The sequence below is a fragment of the Tautonia rosea genome (assembly GCF_012958305.1).
Lineage (GTDB): Bacteria > Planctomycetota > Planctomycetia > Isosphaerales > Isosphaeraceae > Tautonia > Tautonia rosea.
In genome coordinates this window covers 231,894-251,451 of record NZ_JABBYO010000009.1, presented here as the reverse complement: position 1 = coordinate 251,451, position 19,558 = coordinate 231,894, and the positions used below count along the sequence as shown (strand labels likewise).

The window sequence follows — 19,558 nt, the reverse complement described above, 5'->3', positions numbered from 1 at the left end:
GGTGCCACCGGCGGCCCCACCGTCGATGGTGAGGGGAACGGTTTCACATGGCAACAAAAAAGCCCCGATCGGGCGCAAAAGAGCGCTCGTCGGGGCTATCTTAGCCGATTTCAGGCCGCCTCTCGCAAGCGGCTTCGATACAAATCGTAGTCTAACTGCTCCTCTGGATGGAGGCAAGCGAAGCCTCCGATTCCAGGTCGAAACTCCGCTCCGTTCTTCAAGTCGAGCTGGCTGCCCCCTTTGGGCAGTACGAGACGGCGTGGTGCAGCTCCTTTCCCCGACCCTCGGTTCGCCCGATCCTCTGGCGGCCAAGGCCAGCAGGACCGGGCGCGTCCGCTCAAACCGAGGCGAGCATTGCCTTCTTCTTGCGATCGCCGATTTGCATTTCCGGATCGTGGACCGTTTCCCAGACTCCCTCGGGGAGTCGTTGCGCGATCTCCGAGCCGGCAGGATCGAGGGCGAACAGACGCACCCAGCCGTTTTCGACCAACGATCGCACGGTCGGTTGCTGGTCAAGCACCGTGTCGATCCGATCCTTCGGAGCCTCGACCACAACCTGAAGCCGCAGCGGTTCGTGGAACCAGTGGCCGTTCCGGTCGTGGACCGATTGAATCGCCAGGCCGGTGCGAAGGTCGCCGCCGTTGCCCAGAACCACCCCGAGCGATCCGACCCGGTTGTGCAAGGTCTTCGTCCCGCAGCCGAAGACGTTGTTGTCGACCGTCGAGGCGAAGTATTGCAGGTTGATCCACGAGGCCACAACCATCGGTGCGGAAAGGATCAGGGTGAGAATCGATCCATCCTCGTCGAGATCCGAGTCATAATCGTGCAGGAAGGTCCTGCCTTCGAGATTTACACCCCGGGTTCGGGTCCGTCGCGCGGCGATGAAGGCGGCGTTGCGGGCCAGGCCCCACTCGGGACGGACCTCCGACCAGTCCCGCGCCCGTCGCCGAAGCCATCGAGCCAGCAGGCCAGGAGGCCGTTCCGGCATGCCGAGCGCCCCGGCCCGTTCGGCCCGGGTAAGGGTTCCAGCCTGGTCGAGCCAGCCGCGAAGTTGGTCCAGATCCCCCTGGTGCGAGGACGGCACACGATCGAGGTCGAGCAACGTGACCTCATCGACCGACGTGTCGTGCACACCCGGCAGGAAGTGGGTGTCACTTGGCAATTCCCAGCCGAGGCCCGCCAGCGCCTTCCGAACGGCCGGATCATTCAGCAACGCCGCGGCCACCCGGGCGTTGATCGCCCCGCCGTGACCCCCACATGCGCCGCAGTCCAGTCCGGCGGCGTGTGGGTTATTGCTGCTATGGCTCTCGTGGCCGCACAAGAGAATGAGTCGGGCGAACCGATCGCGTAGGCCCATGTTCTTGAGAATGCCCGCCGCCAACTCGACCCGCGCCGGAGGGGCGATGCCAACCCCCTCGGTGTCGGCATCGAGTCCGAACGGGGCCTTCCCTTCGGTCGAGTGCTTCGGCGATCGCATGGCCATCGCGTCGACGGCCAGGCCGAGGCTATAGGCAGGCCCCAGAATCTCCACGAATTCGAAGGCGGAGGCCGGCGCCCCAATCAGGTGCTTGGCGGTTCCGTTGACCACCGCGGACTTCGGCGCCGTGTCGCTGGCAACCGTCACGGCCGGCTTCAGCAAGACCGGGCACCGGGCACTTGCGCCCGATCCGTCCCCCTTCCAGGCCAGCGGGACGCCGAAGAATCCGGCAAAGCCTTTCGTCTCGATCGCCTCAGATTGCGCCTCCAGGTGTCTTCGCAAGACCTCCGATCGCACGTCGATGCAGAAGACCGCCTGCACTGACGGTCGATCGCTGACGGCTTGCTCGCTCGGAGCGTGGAAGCGCGCGAACAATCGCCGAGCGTAGCCGTTCTCCAGGGCATCCTGGAAGACGGCCCGGATCGATTCGTCCTCGGGATTGAGGGTGCGATCGACGGATCGTGGCGATTCGGCCGATTCGGATGCTCCCAGAATCGACGCGACCGCCCAGTCGGCGCTACAGCGAATGGCGAGCAACTCTGCCACGGTCGCCGGGTATTCGTCTCCCCGTTCCCAACTCTCGCGACGGAAGAAGCCGGCCCAGCCGAAGACCCCGCCGAGCAATCGAGCGAGATACGCGTCTCGCGATTCCTCTGCGATGCCCAGCCGATCCAGCACGGTTGCAATCGCCGCCGTGGCATCTTCCGGAAGCGAGGCGATCTGTGCTCTCCACCCCTTCAGGCCGAGCACTTCCAGGCTTCGGTCGTAGCGGGCGGCCTCGCGCCACGAGGCAAAGAGCCCAAGCGGGTTGCCCGGCAATCGCCAGTACGTCCCCCCTCCCGAGGCATGCACCGCACACCAACGGGTGATCTGCCGAACGACGGCATCGTCCCAGGTGGTTCCTCGCTCTCGGTCAAGCCGTTCGGTGAAGGTCTGGACCGAGCTGGCGGGTCGGGTGGGAATCGGATCGTTCCCGCGCAGGATCGCCGTGAGGGAATCGGCCGCATGCCCCGATCGGCGAGCGGCCGACTCCAGGTCGCCCCGGTTGAAGGCCCCAGACGCGAATCGCTCTCGGTAAGCGGAAAGCTCGGGCAGGACGCGAGCACCGAGGGCATCACGCACCGATCGGGCGGCGTCGTCGATCGGCCGCTCAATGAACCCGAGGAAGGGGTTCACCGCCACGTAATTTTCCAGATCCCAGAGCGGAGGAATGCGTCGGCAGACCCGATCGACGATGCCTCGAACCGAGGCAATCTGTTGGCCGTCAATCTCTTCCGTCGTGATCAAGGTCTCAGGCACCTTCAACCCCCCTCCGCGATCGAGCGAGGCGGCTCCAGACCCGGTCAACCAGACCGTCGGCAATCGCCCCGAAATAGAAACCGTTCAAGGCATGGACGTAAAACGCTCGGCCGATCGATCGGTTGACGAGCACCGGCATGAGGCTCTGCGAGACGATCAAGGCCACCATCGCCGCTACCGGAAGCGCGGCCGAGACCCAGGCGATCGGCCCCGTCGGCAGCACCAACGGCCCCAGCACCGGAGCCAGGAAGAGACCGGCCAGGTGGTACAACTCGAACGAGAGCAGGGCCACCGCAATCGTTCCTCCGATCGCTCCCACCACTCGCCCCGGCGTGACGCCGGGATTCCTCAGCAGTGCGACCCAAAGTTGACCGATCGCCAGCGCGACGATCGCCGCCAGGGCCAGTTCCCCGGGAGAGTGCATCGGATCGAAGGTCGTCACCGCATTCGCCAGCATCAAGGCCGGAATCGCCGCGAGCGTTCCCAGCGTGGCCAGGATCAGGACCCGACCCGGAGAGGAGGAGCCCATCGGGCGCATTGGTCCGGGAAGTTCGCCCGATCGCAAAAAGCTCCACGCCTTGTACAACCCGTGCCCGAGAATGTGAAGCCAGGCCGCCGGAAACGCCGCCAAGCCGCACTGCACCATCATGAAGCCCATCTGAGCCACCGTGGACCAGGCCAGCGTTCGCTTGATCTTCACCTGCGACCACATCGCCAAGAGCCCCAGCACGACGGTCAGAGTCCCCACCCCGGTTAGCATTACCAGGGCCGCCGGCGCCTGAACGATCACCGGGGCAAACCGCAAGAGCAGGGCCCCCCCCGCGTTGATGATCCCTGCGTGCATCAAAGCCGAGACAGGCGTGGGGGCCTCCATCGTCTCGGGCAGCCAGCTATGAAACGGAAACTGGGCGGATTTGGTCAGGGCCGCGACCGCCACCAGAATCGCCACCACCCCGACCGCCAGATCGTTCCCGCCGCTCGACGCCCGTTCCAGGAAGGTCGACAGCTCCAGAGTGCCCCAGACCAGGCCGATCACCCCCATCGCCCCAATCAGAGCCACGTCGCCGAGCCGGCTAATGAGGAATTTCTTGCGGGCCGGTCGAAGCGCCTCGGCTCGCCCTCGCTCGTGGGTCAACAAGGCGTGCAGTCCCAGGCTCGTGCACGTCCAGGCTCCCACCAGCACGACCAGATGATCTGCCAGCATCAAGAGATATGCCGCCACAACCGTCGCCGCCAGACGAATCAGGAATGCCCGACGCCCCGGATCACCGTCCAGGTATCGCTGCGAGAACCGAAAGGTAATCGCCCCGACCGACGCCACGAGCAAGCTCAACGAGGCGCTGAGGCGGTCAATCACCAGCCCAGCCCCTCGCATCGGAATCGGCGAGACCCCCTGGGCCACCACCAGAGCCGCTGAAAGGGCTGTCAGTCCCCCAATCGCCCCGAGGAGCACAAATTCCCATCGCTCGGACCTGCGGTCGATCACATCGGACCCCCTTCTCCTGAAGAAAAAGAACCTCGAAGCCACGCGCCGAGGAAACGCCTCATCGGCAAAGGCCCTTGCGACGGGTTACACTGGGGCAACCCTTCGGACGGGGTCCGACGTACGCTCTTTGAAACGCGACACTGATTTCGCGTATTATCTATCGCATATTCCATCGGGAGTCAAGCGATGGGAGATGAGCCAATTTCGAAAACCACCGGAGGGAGCGACTGGACATTCCTCAGTAACCATGCCCACGTCTTGCTTTGCATCGCGCGAGAGCCGGAAAGTCTTTTACGCGAGGTGGCCGAACGGGTCGGCATTACCGAGCGAGCGGTGCAGCGGATCGTGGCCGATCTGGAGCAGGGGGGGTATCTCTCTCGGGTGCGGGAAGGGCGTCGCAATCGGTACGAGGTCCACGCCGAACTGCCGTTGCGCCATCCGGTCGAGGCCCATCGCGAGGTCCGCGTGCTTCTGGATCTCATCCTTGGCCCTGGGGGCCGAACGGAGTCGCCAACCTCCGACCGCTGATCGTTGGGCATCCTCCGTCGGCTGGACGCTTTTCGACAGGGTGCCTAGGGTATCGGGAGACATCTCCCGCCCGGGACCCGATGCCGCTGTTGTTGAGAAATCGTCGATGGCCGACGCCTCTGCTTCGTCCCCCTGGACCCCGACCCGCGCCGAGGGCCTCCGCCGCCTCAACGCCTTTCTGCCCCGCGCCGGCAGGGCGTATGCCGATTCCCGCAATTTCGACGAAGGCCCGGGCAAGCATTCTCACGTTTCCACCCTCTCCCCGTACCTCCGTCATCGCCTCGTTCGGGAAGAGGAAGTCATCGGCGAGGTGCTGGAGCGGTATTCTCTCGCTCAGGCCGAGAAATTCGTCCAGGAGGTCTGCTGGCGGACCTACTGGAAAGGTTGGCTCGAACTCCGGCCGGGAGTCTGGCGATCCTACCGGTCCGACGTCGTTGACCTTCTCGCGGAGCTGGAGCGCGACCGCCGCCTCCGCGATCGCTGGGAGGCCGCCATCTCCGGCCGATCCGGCATCGAATGCCTCGATCACTGGGCCGACGAATTGATCTCGACCGGCTATCTGCACAACCATGCCCGCATGTGGTTCGCGAGCCTCTGGATCTTCACCCTGCGTCTTCCCTGGGCCCTTGGGGCCGACTTCTTCCTCCGCCACCTCCTCGACGGCGACCCGGCCTCGAACACCCTCTCCTGGCGATGGGTGGCCGGGCTTCAGACGCAGGGGAAAACCTATCTGGCCAGCGCCGGGAATATTGCCCGCTTCACGTCCGGTCGGTTCCGTCCCACCGAGCGATTTACGACGACCGCCGAGCCGATCCCCGGCCCTCCTCCCCCTCGCCCCCGACCGTTGCCTCCGGCCGATCGCCCCGGCCAGGGCCCGGTCGGTCTGCTCGTGACCGAGGACGACCTCGATCCCACCACCCTCGGCCTCGACCCCGATCAGGTCGTGGCCCTTGCCGGAATCGTCAACCTCGACGACCGCTCGCCGATGCCCGTCGGCCCCTTGCCGCGTGCCTTTACCCACGGAGCGATGGACGACGCCCTCGATCGCGCCGCTCGGGTCTTCGACGCCCCGACCGATCGCCTCGACCCGATCGGCGACTGGCTCGAACCGGTCCTCAACTGGGCGAAGCGGCACGGCATCGACCGGATCGTCACCGCCGAGTCTCCCCAGGGGCCCGCCCGAGAGCGGGTCGATGCACTCCGCGAGCCGCTTCGAGAGGCTGGCATCACGCTCGCCGTGCTCCGCAAGGAGTGGGATGACGCCTTCTGGCCCTTTGCCACCGCCGGCTTCTTCCGCTTCAAGTCCGAGATTCCAGAGGTCCTCGACCGCCTCGGATTGATGACGCTCCGTTGATCCGAGAGAAATCGACTCATGCCCAAGCGTTTCGGGATCATCGGGGCTGGGATTGCCGGGCTGACCGCCGCCCGTCGGTTGCGTGAGTGCGGGCACTCCGTCGTCGTTCTCGACAAAGGGCGGCGCCCCGGAGGCCGCGCCTCGACCCGGTCGATGGACGGGCTCTCCTTTGATCACGGCCCCCCCTGGTTTTCGATCACCGACCCCACCTTCCAGACGTTTCTGGAAGCTTCGGGCGCATCGTCCTGCCTTGATGTCTGGCAAGGCCGCTTCGCTCGCTTCGAATCGGGCCTTTTGATCCCGGAGCTTCCCGAATCTCCCCGGTTCGTCGGCGTCCCCGGCATGGGGACGATCGGCCAGAGGCTGGCCGAAGGGATCGACGTCCGGATGAGCGTTCATGTCGATCGAATCGAACAATCGGCGGACTCCTGGACGATCATCGCTCGTGACGGCTCCTCATTCGGGACGTTCGACGCAGTCATCGTGACGGCTCCCCCCGCGCAGGCCGCCGCCTTGCTTCGCGAGCATTCGTCACTGGCAGCGACCCTCGAATCGATTCCGATGGCTGTCTGCTTCGCCTGGATGACCACCCCCGAGGACGGAACCGTCTTGCCGTTCGACGGCATCCGATGCGATCATCCCGTCCTGCGGTGGGCGTCAAACGAGCAGAGCAAGCCGGGCCGACCGGAGTCGCCCGCCCTGGTTCTCCAGGCGAATCACGCCTGGTCCGAGGCCCACCGCGATCGCGATCCCTCGGAGGTCGCCCGGTTTCTGCGAGCCGCCGCCGAGGAGACCTTTGCGATCCTCCTCGGCCCGCCTCGCGTCGAGTCGCTCCACCGATGGCTCTTTGCCCAGCCGGTTGACCCCCTGGGAACACCTTGCCTGATCGACCCCGAAGCCCACCTGGCCGCCTGTGGCGATTGGGCCTTGCTCGGGTCGATCGAGGGGGCCTTTCAGAGCGGATTCGCCTGTGCTCAGGCGTTGATCGAATCCTTCCCGTGACGAATGTCGATGCTCCACGATCCTCGCCAGCGACAGGCCGGGTTCAACACCTCAACCCGCAGTCAGTGGGACACCTTCGCCGATCACCGTCGCCAGGTCTCGACCCTGCTCACCTCGGCTCCGGGAGGACGGCTCTGTATCCTCGGTGCGGGAAATACCAACGACCTCGACCTACCGACCCTTCTGGAAGGCTACCGCGAGGTCCATCTCGTCGACCTCGACCCGACGGCCCTCGGCGAAGGGGTCGCCCGACAAGGGGTGGCCGACCATCCGGGAATCCACCTCCACGGCGGGCTTGACCTGACCGCGATGGTCGAGACGATTGCCTCCTGGTCCCCCCGCGCCGAGGTCCGCCCGGCCGACCTCGACGCCCTGGCGAACTGGCCCGGCAACCGGGTTCCGCTGGTCCTACCGGGGCCGTTCGACCACGTCGCCTCCACCTGCCTGCTGAGCCAGTTGACCGACACCACCGCCCACGCCCTCGGCGACCACCATCCGCGAGGAACAGCCGTGATGGAGGCGATCCGCCGGGGCCATCTCCGCCTGCTCGCCCGCCTGGCCGGTCCGGTCGGCCGGGCGACCCTCATCACCGACATCGCCTCCTCGAAGTGCTTCCCGAGTTTGCCGGACACCCCCGATGAGCGGCTGGCCGATCTCCTCCCCTGGCTTCTCCGCTCCGGCTCCCACTACCACGGATTGCACCCGAACCAGATCCTCGCCGCCTTGCGGCACGACCCGAGCATCGCCCCCCACCTGACCGGGCTCCAGACCTCCTCCCCCTGGCGCTGGCGACTCCACTCGCGGGTCTTCCTGGTCTGGGCCGTCTCGATGCACATGGGAATCGTTCAATGGAACTAGAAATGATTAAGTGTTCGGATTTCAATCATTTGAAGCAGGCCGACGCTCCTCAAGCTGCACCGGAAGCCCTCCTTCGGGCCGCAGGGTCATGGTCGGAATGGGCCGGGGAGTGAATCCTTCGGGAACGATCAGACGGAATCGCCGGGCGATCGTCGCCAGCAGCAAGACGGCCTCCATCTGAGCGAAGTGATTGCCGATGCAAATCCTCGGCCCGCCTCCGAACGGAAAATACGCATAGCGGGGCAATCGGCGGGCCAGGCCATCGGCCCAGCGATCGGGGAGGAAGGTTTCCGGCTCGTCGAACCATCGCGGGTCCCGATGGATCACCCATTGGCTCATCCACATGGTTGTGCCAGTGGGTGCTTTATATCCCCCGATCTCAACCTCCTCGGTCGCCTCGCGGCCCAGGAGCCAAACGGTCGGCAAGACCCGGAGCGTCTCGGTGATGACCATGTCGGTGTAACGGAGCCTCGGCAGGTCGGCGACCGTTGGCGGCCGGCCGTCGTCGAGTACCTCGTCCAGCTCGTCGTGTAAGCGCGCTTCGATCTCCGGATGCTTCGCCAGCAAGAGCCAGGCCCACGCCAGGGTGTTGGCCGTCGTCTCGTGACCGGCCATGAACAGGGTGACGACCTCATCGCGAAGCTGCCGGTCAGACATCCCCGAGCCGTCCCCCTCGGGATCGCTCGCCAGCAGGAGCATCGAGAGCAGGTCGCCCCGATCGCGCTCCTCGCGCCGACGGCCGGAGATGATGGCGTCGAGCGTCTGGTTGACCACGCCCATCGCCCTCCAGAACCGGAAGTTCTCCGGCACCGGCAGCCAGCCCGGCAAGGGGACGAGTCGGTTCACCTTGCGGGTGAAGTTGACCATGAGGACTTCCATCGCCTCGGCGATATCGGCCGCCCCCTTCACGATATCGGCATCAAAGAGTGTTTTGGCGACGATCTCCAGGGTCAACTGCATCATGTCGGCCTGAGCGTCTCTCTGCTGGCCGTCGGCCCACGATCGGAGCATCCGATCGGTGTACGCGACCATCACGTCGCCGTAGCCGGCGATCCGGTCGCGGTGAAATGCCGGTTGCGAGAGCCTTCGCTGGCGGCGCCAGAACTCCCCTTCGCTGGTCAAAAGGCCCTCGCCGAGGGTCGGCTTGGCGGCCCTGAGGGCGAAGTGTTTCGTGAAGATGCGATTGTGGCGGACGAGCACGTCCTCGACCAGATCCGGGTGATTCAGGGCCCAGATCCTCCTCGGGCCGAGCCGCAGGGCGACCACGTCTCCGAATCGCTGGGCACAGTCGGTCAGGAACGCGAGCCGGTCGTTCCGGAAGGGCTGGATGTTCCCGGAAAGCCATCGCCCGGTCGGGCCGGGAGGACGCTGGCCCCGGATCAGTTCGCTAGTGGGGGAGGGACTCATGGCGAAGGGTTCCGACAGATCGAGACATGCTGGGCCCCTGACTCGGGTCAATCCTCGATCAGGATGGTTCCGGATCAAGGGCCATTCCGGCATCGACCTTACCGCGAGAACCGTTTCGGCGTCGAGCGGGCAATCCGATGGGTTCCCCCGGCCCTTCGGACGCATTACCATGACCAAGGTCTCGGGGGAACGTCCCCGACCACCGTTGGCCGGCCACCTCGCCCTGATCCGTACCGAGCCTCTCCCATCATGACTAAGCCTTCCGTTTCTCGCCGGTCGTTCCTCGTCGACTCCGCCGCGGCGACTGCGGCCCTCTCGGCCCTGCCGCGATCCGGACGCGCCGAGGACGCCCCGACATCCGAGTTCCGGAGCCGTTGGGACCTCGTCCCTGATCGCGTCTGGCCCGGCGCCGCCTTCTGGTCCAACCCGCTTCAGGACTGGCGCATTCGGGGTGGCCGGCTGGAATGCTTTCGGCCCGCCACCGGCCGATCGCTGCATCTCTTGACGCATGACCTGGCCAATCGCTCGGGAACGCTTCGGATGAGCGTCCAGCTCGGCTCGATCGACGGCGGCCCGCTGGCCGAGGCGAGCGGATCGGCCGGCTTCGAAGTTGGCGTCCGGGGGCCGCTGGGAGACTACCGCAACAACCTCGTGCACGGTTCGGGATTCCCGGCCGGTCTGCGAACCAACGGCCGGCTGTTCCTCGGTGACGGCCCCGAGGCCGTCTCGGCACCGGTCGACCTGAATGCCGAAGCGGTCGAACTTCGCCTCGCGATCGACCCTGAGGGGAACGGATTCCACCTGACGCTCTCCGCCCTCGATCCGACCGACGGTCGAGTGCTGGGCTCCGTCGAGCGTTCGGGAGTGCCGGGAGCATCGCTGGTCGGCAACCTCGCCCTCATGAGCAATTTCGGCCCTCCTCGTCCCGCGGCGCAGCAGGCAAACAACGCGAACCTTCCCCCGGCCGGAACCTGGTGGTTTGCCGACTGGACCGTCTCCGGCTCGAAGGTCGACGCCCACGACGACCGTCGCTTCGGCCCGATCCTCTTTAACCAGTACACTCTGCACGGCGGTACGATGAAGATGTCGGTGCAGATGCCCCCCCTTGGCCCGGAGGATGAGCATTCGATCCGCCTGCTCGTCGATCGAGACGGCTCCTGGACGCAGGTCGCCGAGGCGACCATCGACCCCCGGTCGTTCCTTGCCACCTTCAGGGTTGAGGGTTGGGATGATCAGATCAATATTCCTTACAGAATCTCGTATGTTGAGAAATTCACAGACGGTTCGGGCCGAGAGGATACCTTCGAGGGCCTCATCCGCCGTGACCCGGTCGAGGCGGATGTCCTGACCGTGGCCGACATCTCCTGTAACGCCCACTACGCCTTCCCGAACGAGGCGTGCGTGGCGAGTGTGGCGAAGCTCGACCCCGACCTGATCGTCTTCACCGGCGACCAGTTCTACGAGTCGACCGGCGGCTTTGGTGTCGAGCGGAACGACGTGGACATCGCCCTGCTCGACCTGATGCGCAAGTGGTATCAGCATGGCTGGACCTGGCGCGACGTGACCCGAGACCGCCCGAGCATTGCCATCCCCGACGATCACGACGTCTACCATGGCAACCTCTGGGGCGAAGGCGGCAAGAAGGCCCCCGGCAACACCTCCGAGGCTGAGTCCAAGGGGGGGTACAAGCAGATGGCCGAGTTCGTCAACGTGGTGCATGCGATCGAGACGGCCCACCATCCTGATTCCCCTGCCGAGCCGGGCCTTCAGGGGATCACCGGCTATTACGGCCCGCTGACCTACGGCGGCATTGGCTTCGCCATCCTGGCCGATCGCCAGTACAAGAGCGGCCCGGACGGCAAGGTGCCCCCCACCACCAGCGGCCGAGCCGACCACGTGGTCGACCCCGACTTCGACCCGGAGACCGCCGACCGTCCCGGCCTGGAATTGCTGGGCGATCCGCAACTCCGGTTCCTCGAAGCCTGGGCCGACGACTGGCAGGGGGTTGAGATGAAGGCCGCCATCTCCCAGACGATCTTTACGGCGATGGCCACGCATCATGGTCAGCCGGACAACCGCCTCATCGCCGACTACGATACCAACGCCTGGCCGCAGACCCCCCGCGATGAGGCCGTCCGGGCCTTGCGGCGTGCCTTTGCCTTCCACCTGGCCGGCGACCAGCACCTGCCGGCCGTCGTCCATTATGGAATCGACGAGCACCGAGACGCCGGGGTCGCCTTTGCCAGCCCGGCGGTGAACAACCTGTATCCTCGGTGGTTCTGGCCCGAGTCGCCGGGGGAGAACCGCCCGAGCGGCGCTCCCAAGGAGCTGGGCGACTTCCGGGACAGCTTCGACCATCCCTTGACCGTCCTGGCCTGTGCCAATCCGAAGCCGGACCGCAGGCCAGGCGTCGGCGTGCTGGAGGCCGAGACGGACAAGTCGGCCGGCTTCGGCGTCGTCCGGTTTCACAAGGCCGACCGGACAATCACGGTCGAATGCTGGCCCCTCTTGGCCGACCCGACCGAGCCGGGCACCCAGTTCCCCGGCTGGCCGGTCACGGTATCGCAGCTCGACAACGGCGGGGCCCGAGTGGCTCAGGCCGACTTGCCCGAGGTCGTCGTCCGAGGGGTTGATCGACCCGTCGTGCGTGTGATCGACGAATCCATAAATGAGCCAGTCTATGGAATTCGCCTGACCGGATCGCGCTGGCGGCCCTTCACGTTTGCCGAAGGGGTGTACACGATTCGGGTCGTTGATCCCGAGTCGGGCCGATCGGCCGAGCAGCGCGGTGTAGAGGCCCGGAAGGGGAACGACGCCACGATCGAGATCACGCTTTGAGTCGTTTCGGTTTCGGTTTCGCCCTGGGTTCGTGATGGTCGCATCGAGTCGAACACCGTTTGAGGAAAGGGTCAGTCATGTCTTATGGGTTCGCCTTGCGGTTGGGTGTGCTGGTGGGGGTGATCGCCCTGGTCCCGTTCCCCTCGGCTGGTGCGGCTGATCGGCCGAACGTCCTGTTTCTCATCTCCGATGACCTGAACAATGCGTTGAACACGTATGGTCATCCGCAGATGAAAACACCCAATCTCGACCGCCTCGCCGCGAGAGGGGTGCGGTTCGACCGGGCCTATTGCCAGTTCCCGCTCTGCGGGCCGAGCCGGAACTCGATGCTCACGGGGCTTTATCCCAACAGTACCGGCATTCATGCGAATGCCCAGATCTTCCGGCAGTCGATTCCGTCGCAGGTCAGCCTGCCGCAGGCGTTCCGGCTCGACGGCTACTTCGCCGCGAGGATTGGGAAGCTGTATCACTACGGGGTGCCTCGGTCGGTGGGAACGAACGGGCATGATGACCCGGGTTCCTGGGAGCTGGAACTGAACCCGGCCGGGGTCGATCGGCTGGAGGAGGAGCCGAAGATCTTCACCCTCACCCCCGGCCAGTTCGGCGGCACGTTGAGCTGGTATGCCTCTCCCAAGAGCGACGAGTACCACACCGACGGCATCATGGCGAGTGATGCCGAGTGGGTCCTTGAACGGTGCGCCCGGCAAGCCGATCGGCCCTTCTTCCTGGCGGTGGGGTTCTACCGGCCTCATACGCCGTATGTGGCGCCGGAGGGATACTTCAAGCAGTATCCCGTGGATCAAATCCCTCTGGTGGAAGGAGTGGAGGAGGATCAGAAGGACATCCCGCCCCCCGGCCTGATGAGCTACAAACGCGAGCAGGACAAGCTGACCGACGCACTGCGCCGCGAGGCGATTCAGGCGTACTACGCCAGCATCAGCTTCATGGATGCCCAGGTGGGCCGGGTGCTCGATGCGCTTGACCGGCTCGGCCTGGCCGAGAATACGATCGTCGTCATGACCAGTGACCACGGCTATCACCTGGGCGAGCATGGCCTCTGGCAGAAGATGAGCCTGTTCGAGGAGAGTGCCCGGGTCCCTTTGATCATCGCGGCTCCGGGAGTCTCGAAGGGGGGGACGGTCGCTCCCGCCCCGGTTGGGCTGATCGACCTGTACCCGACGCTGGCCGAACTGTGCGGGGTCGAGGCGCCGGAGAACTTGCAGGGTCAGAGCCTCGTCCCGATCCTGAAGGACCCCAACGAGCCCGGCCGCGGCTGGTCGCTCAGCCAGGTGACCCGGGGCGGCGGCGGGCAGGGGAGGTTCTTCGGCTACTCGATCCGGACCCCCCGATGGCGCTACACCGAGTGGGACGAGGGGAACCGCGGGATCGAACTCTACGACCACGAGGCCGACCCCCGCGAGCAGACCAACCTGGCCGACTGCCCGAACCATGTGGAGACGATCACCGAGCTTTCCCGGTTGCTCCGTGAGGCGGTTCAATCGACCTATCCCCCCTCGGGAGAAATTCCGGAAGTCCAGGGGACCCTCTGGATGCCGAACCTGACCAACCCCTGATTCTGGTCCTCGTTCGGGGCTTGTCCCGGCGGCTCGATCCCGATCCCCTTGGCTCGGGGGCGCCGCCGGGTGCGGCTCTCAGTGCGCCGTTGGGCGCGCCTTCCGGCGAGGCGAGCGAGACGGGCCGGTGTGCCCTGGTTTCGGGCTTGGTACGCCGCGGTGCGCGGTTTGGTGCGCTTCGGTGCCGTGCTGGAAGTCATTTGCTGGACGAATTTTGGGCGGATTAAAGACTTTCGTTTCGTCACGAGGCTCTGGGAACAACGGGTGCGTTTCGCACGAGTTGGAGCCGGAACGATCGGGTTTGTTTCGCCGCAGTTGGTGAGGGAGCTACCGGTTCGTTTCGAGAACGACGGCGGAGGCGATGGGTTCGTTGCGCGCGGGCAGAGTGAACGCAACTGGGTTCGTTGCGCGCGGGGAGGACTGGCATCGTGGGCCGGATGCCCTGGGAGGCGTTTCGGGCGCCGAGGCGTTGGGGTCTTCCGGAAGGAAGGTGGTTGCGTGATTGAGGTGGACGCGGTGCGGATTGTCAAAGAGCCTCGGTGACACGACGGACCGAGCCAGGTAGCGAGGGTCAATCGTGCGGTGATCGGGTGAGCCCGGTGAATGCCCCACGCTGATAGGATCGTGGAATTGGGCAGAGACAGTCACAAAATCCCCTGAGAAGGGAAGCAATCCGCTCGCACGGCCGGCAGAAAGGAATTCGAGGAGTGAGAAAACTCAATGTCCCGAATGCGAGCCAGGTGGCTTCGGGGCAAGACGGCCTCGTCCTATGACCGCTATGCAGAATGGCCCTGTTTCCGTGTTTGGCCCTGTTTTCGTGTTTTGGCCCAGTCGGGCTTGTGATTGAGGTCGCTGAGGCCGGGTTCGGCAATGAAGATTACTTAACCTGCAAAAAACCTGTACAAAGCCCAGGCAATTTAAAATTCTCAGATTTTCTATTTTGCCTTTACTGCCCACTTGGGATAGTTTGAACTTGGCTCTAAAATCTCCAGATGCTCGGCGCTCTTTCCGTGTTGGCTTATGACTGAATTTTCATCGTGAAAATGTCAACACGTTATTTTATTTCATTGGTGTTCTGATCGTTCAGGGCACAAACCTCATCTCGCCATTGGTGAAGCTTGAGTCTGTGGTGAGGTGGTGGAGACCTGCGAGATGAATTCCAACTCTCCAGGGGAGAACTCACCGATGAGCGGTCAGCGGGGCAGCGAACGAGTGAGACGAGCGGGGCTGCGCGGGTCGGCTCGCCGACGTCCGGCGGAGGAGGGGCGAAGAAAGCGGTTCTTCACAAGCCTGGAGCGGCTTGAAGACCGAGTGACCCCGGTCATCGGCGCGATCGGTGTGCCACCGCAGGTCCTGCCTGGGTCGGGGTTCGACGGAATTGCCAATCTGGGCGGTTGCACGGGATCATTGCTGCCGACGGGCCGCCACATCTTAACGGCTGCGCATTGTGTCGATGACGACGGCGACGGCGTGGCTGATAGCACGAACTACACGGTTACCTTCAACATGCCGGGTGATCGCGTCATTCGGATGAACGTTCCGCAGGCGAACGTGATTGTTCATCCCATGTGGGGAGGCGGCGACAACATCTCCGATGGCTTCGACGTCGCCGTGATGATTCTGCCCAACTATGCGCCCGTGGGTGCCGAGCGATTCTCGATCGCCGATCCCAAGGATGGCACCGTAGGGGCTAATCCCGCGGCAAACTCGTTCGTTGACAGCAGTGGAATGATCACCGCCAACGATGTCCGGAACACGAACGACATTCTCATTCGATTTCTTGACGGGCCCAACGCGGGCCTCGCCCGGACGGTCAGCAATCTTGACGACACGACCCAGGTGATCACCGTCAATAGTGCCTTCCCCAACGTGCCGAACGTGGGTGACACCTTCGAGTACATCTTCCGAGGCTCGCAGCTCATCGGTTATGGCAACACGGGCACGGGGACCGAGGGGCAGCAAACCGGCACCGCGGGCATTAAGCGCGTCGGGTATAACCAGCTTGAATCCACGGACGATCTGAGTGGCGGTGACGGCGGCTCGATGTTCCAGAACGGCATCATCGGTGCACTGTTCCAGGAGCCGCCGGACGGTTTTGATACGTCGGAAGCGGCACTGGGGCAGGGTGACTCGGGGGGCCCGCTGCTGGTGGGCCGGTCGATCATCGGCATCGCGTCGTACGGGCGAGGCGGGGCCGACTTCGATTCCTCTGACTTCTGGGCGTATGCACCGCAGTTCACAACGGGCTTCATTGACCCGATCCTGACACAGGCCGGCCCGTTGACCCTGGATATGGACGACCAGGACGACGGCCAGAACGGTGTGCCCGACCTAATTAGCGTGGTTGTCGACAATACGGATAATGATATCACGATCTTCGTGAATGGTCGATCTCTGGGTTCGGTCGACCTTGCCGAGGTCACCGAGCTCAGGCTGATCGGTTCCAATGATGATGATGCCTTCATCATTGAGGGTGACCTCGATCTGCCGGTGTTCGTCGACGGACGCCGCGGCAATGACGAACTCCGAATCCGAAGGAGCGGTCGGGACGATGATCTGGTTTATCGCCCTGGATCCAACACGGGCGATGGTGAGATCGACGTCGACACTGGATCGATTGTCAGCACGATCACGTTTGAGGACCTTGAGCCACTGCTGGTCAGCAATGTGGCCTCGTTCATGCTGAAGACGACAGATCGAACCGTGTTGACCGTCTCACACGCGGGTCCCGACCGGAACATCGTCACGGGGACGCATGACGGGGGGGTGGCGTTTGAATCGGTGACGTTCTTCGATGTGGACGAGTTCATCATCGAAACCGATGACGTTTTCTCCGAGAATGACGAGTTCACCGTCCTGACTCCGCTGGTGGCCGAAGACCTGGACACCTTCACGATTCGATCCTTCGGTGGGAACGACACGCTGACCATCGGCACCAATTTTCGCCTGCCGTTCTCGGGCGGTTCGTTCACGTTCGACGCTGGAACGGGGTCGGGAGACCTGATCAAGGCGACCGGCGATTCGGATCTGATTCTTTCCGACACATCGTTGGTCAGTGTTGACTCAGCGACGGGTGACTCGCAGGGAACGCTCCTGCTGAGCGGTGTCGAAGAGGCGATTCTCACGGGTGGGATGCTGGCGAACGTGATCAACGCCGCGGGCTTCAGCGGCTCGCTCGTGCTCAACGGTGGCGACGGCAATGATGTGCTGACTGGCGGTTCTGGCCAGAACTCGGTTTACGGCAATGCCGGATCGGACACGCTGATCAGCGTCAGCGGCAGCGGTCTGTACGAGGGGGGCGAGGGGAACGACCATCTGGACTTCTTCGGCTCCGCGGTCATCGGGAACAATCTCGCCGTTCTCGCGAACGGAGTCGGGGTTGTGATCACCTCGTCGGTGGGGTCGAGGAATCTGGGGATTCATACGGTCGAGTCAATCTTCCTTGGCGCGTCGACAAGTTCCGACGACATTCAGATCGGCAATCTCCGCGATACGGACGTGCGACTCGTCACGCTTGATCTGGGCCTCGATGCCGTTCGCGATACGGTCTCGATTGAGAATCCGAACATCGCCGACGAGGTCAGCATTACGACCCCGGGCCTGGGCATGGTCAATGTGGAGCAGACGCAGAACGCCAACGTCATGATCCTCAACGCGATGGCGAGCTGCCCGGTCGGGCCAAACGACGATGTGCTGACCCTGAACACGAATGCCGGCAACGACACGGTGATGGCCTCTCCCGAGGCGTCGGAGGAGATCGGCCTGATCATCAATGCCGGTGACGGCAACGACTTCGTCATGGCCAACGGCACGATCAATGGCGGCCGTGGAAATGATAACCTGTCCGGCGCGGGCGGGTTGTGCCCGCTCACTATCGACGGTGGCGATGGCGATGACCAGATCTGCGGCAACGACGGCAACGATCTGCTCAACGGTGGTGCCGGCAACGACTCGATCTACGGGGCCGGTGGCGACGACACCATCAACGGCGGCGATGGCAACGACCTCCTCGCTGGGAACGACGGCAACGACACCATCAATGGCGACGCGGGGAACGACACCATCGGCGGTGGTGCGGGGGTCGACACCATCGCGGGGGGCCTCGGTGATGATCTGATTTATGGCGATTCCGACGCCGATTGCGGCGAATCGAGCCTGCAGCCGATCGCCAGCGGTCAAGGCAATGACACTCTCAACGGGAATGCGGGCAACGACACCATCTTTGGCGAAGGAGGGGAGGACGCGATCTTCGGCGATGAAGGTGACGACACCATCCACGGCGGCGATGGCAACGACGAAATTCAGGGAAACCTGGGCGATGACGTTCTCTTCGGCGACGAAGGAGACGACCTCATTTACGGTGGCCTGGGTGCCGACACCATTCACGGCGGCGACGGCCGCGATCGCCTCTGCGGCGGCCTCGCCCCCGGCGAAGCCGGCAACCCCGACCTTGACGGCAACGACATGATCAGCGGTGGCAATGACGACGATGCCATCGTCGGCGACGCCGGCGACGACACCCTCCACGGCGACGCCGGGAACGACCAGATCTGGGGTTCCGCCGGGAACGATGCCCTCGACGGCGGCGCCGGTGACGACGCCATGGTCGGCGGCGCCGGCGACGACTTCCTGTACGGCAACGACGGCAACGATCTGATGTTCGGTCTCACCGGGAACGACACCCTCTGGGGCGGCAACGGCGACGATTCGATGTACGGCGGTGATGGCGACGACGTCATGCTCGGCGGCCCCCCCGAGACCGCCAACACCGTCCACGGCCCGCGGAACGCAAGCCTGCCCAGCGACGGCAACGACGTCATGCTCGGTGGCCTCGGGTTCGATCACGTCGATGGCGGGAACGGCGACAACATTCTCGACGCCGGCGATGATGGTCTGGTTGAGACCGTCCTGGCGGGTGTCGGCAATGACATCGGATTCTCGCACCGGATTCGCGGCCATCAATCAAGCGATCGCATGGCGCTCGATGGCGGGCACAACCAGGACCGCCATCGCGGCGGCCTTGTCGAACCGGCCATCCCTGACGAGGTCTGCGACTTCGTGGTCTTCGCCCAGCCGGCACCGATCGAGACGCCAGCTCCCAGTCCGGTTCATGTTCCCGTGCACAACGGCTCCTTGCGTCCTCGCCCCTGGGCCCCACGGACCAAGCCTTCCTTGGTTGTGAGGCCGACCCCGGCGAAACGAAGGTTGCCGCTTGTCTCCACGCAACAACCGATCCACCAGCCGACCCCGGCGAGGCACTGGAGCCTTCGCTCCGCTCCGCAATCGACCCCGGCCGGTCTGGGGCCGATGGCCCGCTTGCTCGCCCGACGAGGCGGCAGGTCGGTCTGATCGAAGCGTGCCCTCGGGCGAGTCCCCAGGGTTTTGCGACATCGTGATGCATTGCGAACAGGGCGGCCGACCCTCGTTTGGGGGAAGCGGCCGCCCTGCGTTGCCGCACGGGTCACTCGTCGGGGCTTCCCGAGTTCCCTCGTACCATTCCCATCCAAGGGAGGTCGGCGCGATGTCGAGCGGCGGGTGGCTGGGTCGTGTCGCCCCCGGTTCAGCTGATCGGTCTCTGGGGTCGGCCCTGATCGGAGGCCGGCACATCGGACCCTTCGAGGCTTGATTCCGTGGAACAAGGAGGAGAGGCGGAGGTGGCGGTGTGGCTGAGGATCACGGGTGGCACACACGTGACCAGGGGCACCCGGTGCGGAGGTCTCCTGGTATGCTTGGCT

Annotated in this window: 10 protein-coding genes; 7 read left to right on the top strand and 3 right to left on the bottom strand. The window is 64.6% G+C overall.

Features of this window, described 5'->3' with window-relative positions; all coding sequences use genetic code 11:
* Nucleotides 1–337: 337 nt before the first annotated feature.
* Together HG800_RS17540 and HG800_RS17535 are read right to left on the bottom strand one after the other, a co-directional pair.
* Nucleotides 338–2,776 (bottom strand): YbcC family protein, encoded by a 2,439-nt coding sequence (locus HG800_RS17540; RefSeq protein ID WP_169977932.1) that lies wholly within the window; start codon nt 2,774–2,776, stop codon nt 338–340.
* A complete protein-coding gene (locus HG800_RS17535) occupies nt 2,769–4,262 on the bottom strand; it encodes a proton-conducting transporter transmembrane domain-containing protein (protein ID WP_169977931.1) in 1,494 nt (497 codons plus the stop codon). The genes HG800_RS17540 and HG800_RS17535 overlap by 8 nt, the downstream gene beginning before the upstream one ends.
* Before the next feature lie 186 nt (nt 4,263–4,448).
* On the opposite strand from HG800_RS17535, the gene HG800_RS17530 reads away from it, so the two are divergent.
* From HG800_RS17530 to HG800_RS17515, 4 genes are all read left to right on the top strand, one after another.
* On the top strand, nt 4,449–4,790 hold the full coding sequence (locus HG800_RS17530) for a helix-turn-helix transcriptional regulator (RefSeq protein ID WP_169977930.1): 342 nt from the start codon (nt 4,449–4,451) through the stop codon (nt 4,788–4,790).
* 106 nt (nt 4,791–4,896) lie between these two features.
* Nucleotides 4,897–6,144 (top strand): FAD-binding domain-containing protein, encoded by a 1,248-nt coding sequence (locus HG800_RS17525; RefSeq protein ID WP_169977929.1) that lies wholly within the window; start codon nt 4,897–4,899, stop codon nt 6,142–6,144.
* Nucleotides 6,145–6,162: 18 nt separating this feature from the next.
* Nucleotides 6,163–7,146, top strand: a complete 984-nt coding sequence (locus HG800_RS17520) for an NAD(P)/FAD-dependent oxidoreductase (RefSeq protein ID WP_169977928.1) — start codon at nt 6,163–6,165, stop codon at nt 7,144–7,146.
* Nucleotides 7,147–7,155: 9 nt separating this feature from the next.
* Nucleotides 7,156–8,004, top strand: a complete 849-nt coding sequence (locus tag HG800_RS17515) for a hypothetical protein (RefSeq protein WP_169977927.1) — start codon at nt 7,156–7,158, stop codon at nt 8,002–8,004.
* A 21-nt stretch (nt 8,005–8,025) separates the two neighbouring features.
* Here HG800_RS17515 and HG800_RS17510 read toward each other — a convergent pair whose 3' ends face one another.
* Nucleotides 8,026–9,411: a cytochrome P450 gene (locus tag HG800_RS17510; protein WP_169977926.1), complete on the bottom strand. Its 1,386-nt coding sequence runs from the start codon at nt 9,409–9,411 to the stop codon at nt 8,026–8,028.
* Between the two features lie 249 nt (nt 9,412–9,660).
* Here HG800_RS17510 and HG800_RS17505 point away from each other — a divergent pair, with 249 nt between their 5' ends.
* From HG800_RS17505 to HG800_RS28035, 3 genes are all read left to right on the top strand, one after another.
* Nucleotides 9,661–12,249, top strand: coding sequence for an alkaline phosphatase D family protein (locus tag HG800_RS17505; protein ID WP_169977986.1), 2,589 nt, complete (start codon nt 9,661–9,663; stop codon nt 12,247–12,249).
* 77 nt (nt 12,250–12,326) lie between these two features.
* Complete coding sequence (locus HG800_RS17500) at nt 12,327–13,823, top strand: sulfatase (protein WP_169977925.1); 1,497 nt, start codon at nt 12,327–12,329, stop codon at nt 13,821–13,823.
* 1,185 nt (nt 13,824–15,008) lie between these two features.
* Nucleotides 15,009–19,172: a trypsin-like serine protease gene (locus tag HG800_RS28035; RefSeq protein WP_169977924.1), complete on the top strand. Its 4,164-nt coding sequence runs from the start codon at nt 15,009–15,011 to the stop codon at nt 19,170–19,172.
* Nucleotides 19,173–19,558: the final 386 nt, after the last annotated feature.

Bases quoted from the DNA above. Each gene is read 5' to 3' on its own strand.
- HG800_RS17530 (WP_169977930.1), top strand. From the start codon at position 4,449: ATGGGAGATGAGCCAATTTCGAAAACCACCGGAGGGAGCGACTGGACA.
- HG800_RS17525 (WP_169977929.1), top strand. From the start codon at position 4,897: ATGGCCGACGCCTCTGCTTCGTCCCCCTGGACCCCGACCCGCGCCGAG.
- HG800_RS17520 (WP_169977928.1), top strand. From the start codon at position 6,163: ATGCCCAAGCGTTTCGGGATCATCGGGGCTGGGATTGCCGGGCTGACC.
- HG800_RS17515 (WP_169977927.1), top strand. From the start codon at position 7,156: ATGCTCCACGATCCTCGCCAGCGACAGGCCGGGTTCAACACCTCAACC.
- HG800_RS17510 (WP_169977926.1), bottom strand. From the start codon at position 9,411: ATGAGTCCCTCCCCCACTAGCGAACTGATCCGGGGCCAGCGTCCTCCC.
- HG800_RS17505 (WP_169977986.1), top strand. From the start codon at position 9,661: ATGACTAAGCCTTCCGTTTCTCGCCGGTCGTTCCTCGTCGACTCCGCC.
- HG800_RS17500 (WP_169977925.1), top strand. From the start codon at position 12,327: ATGTCTTATGGGTTCGCCTTGCGGTTGGGTGTGCTGGTGGGGGTGATC.
- HG800_RS28035 (WP_169977924.1), top strand. From the start codon at position 15,009: ATGAGCGGTCAGCGGGGCAGCGAACGAGTGAGACGAGCGGGGCTGCGC.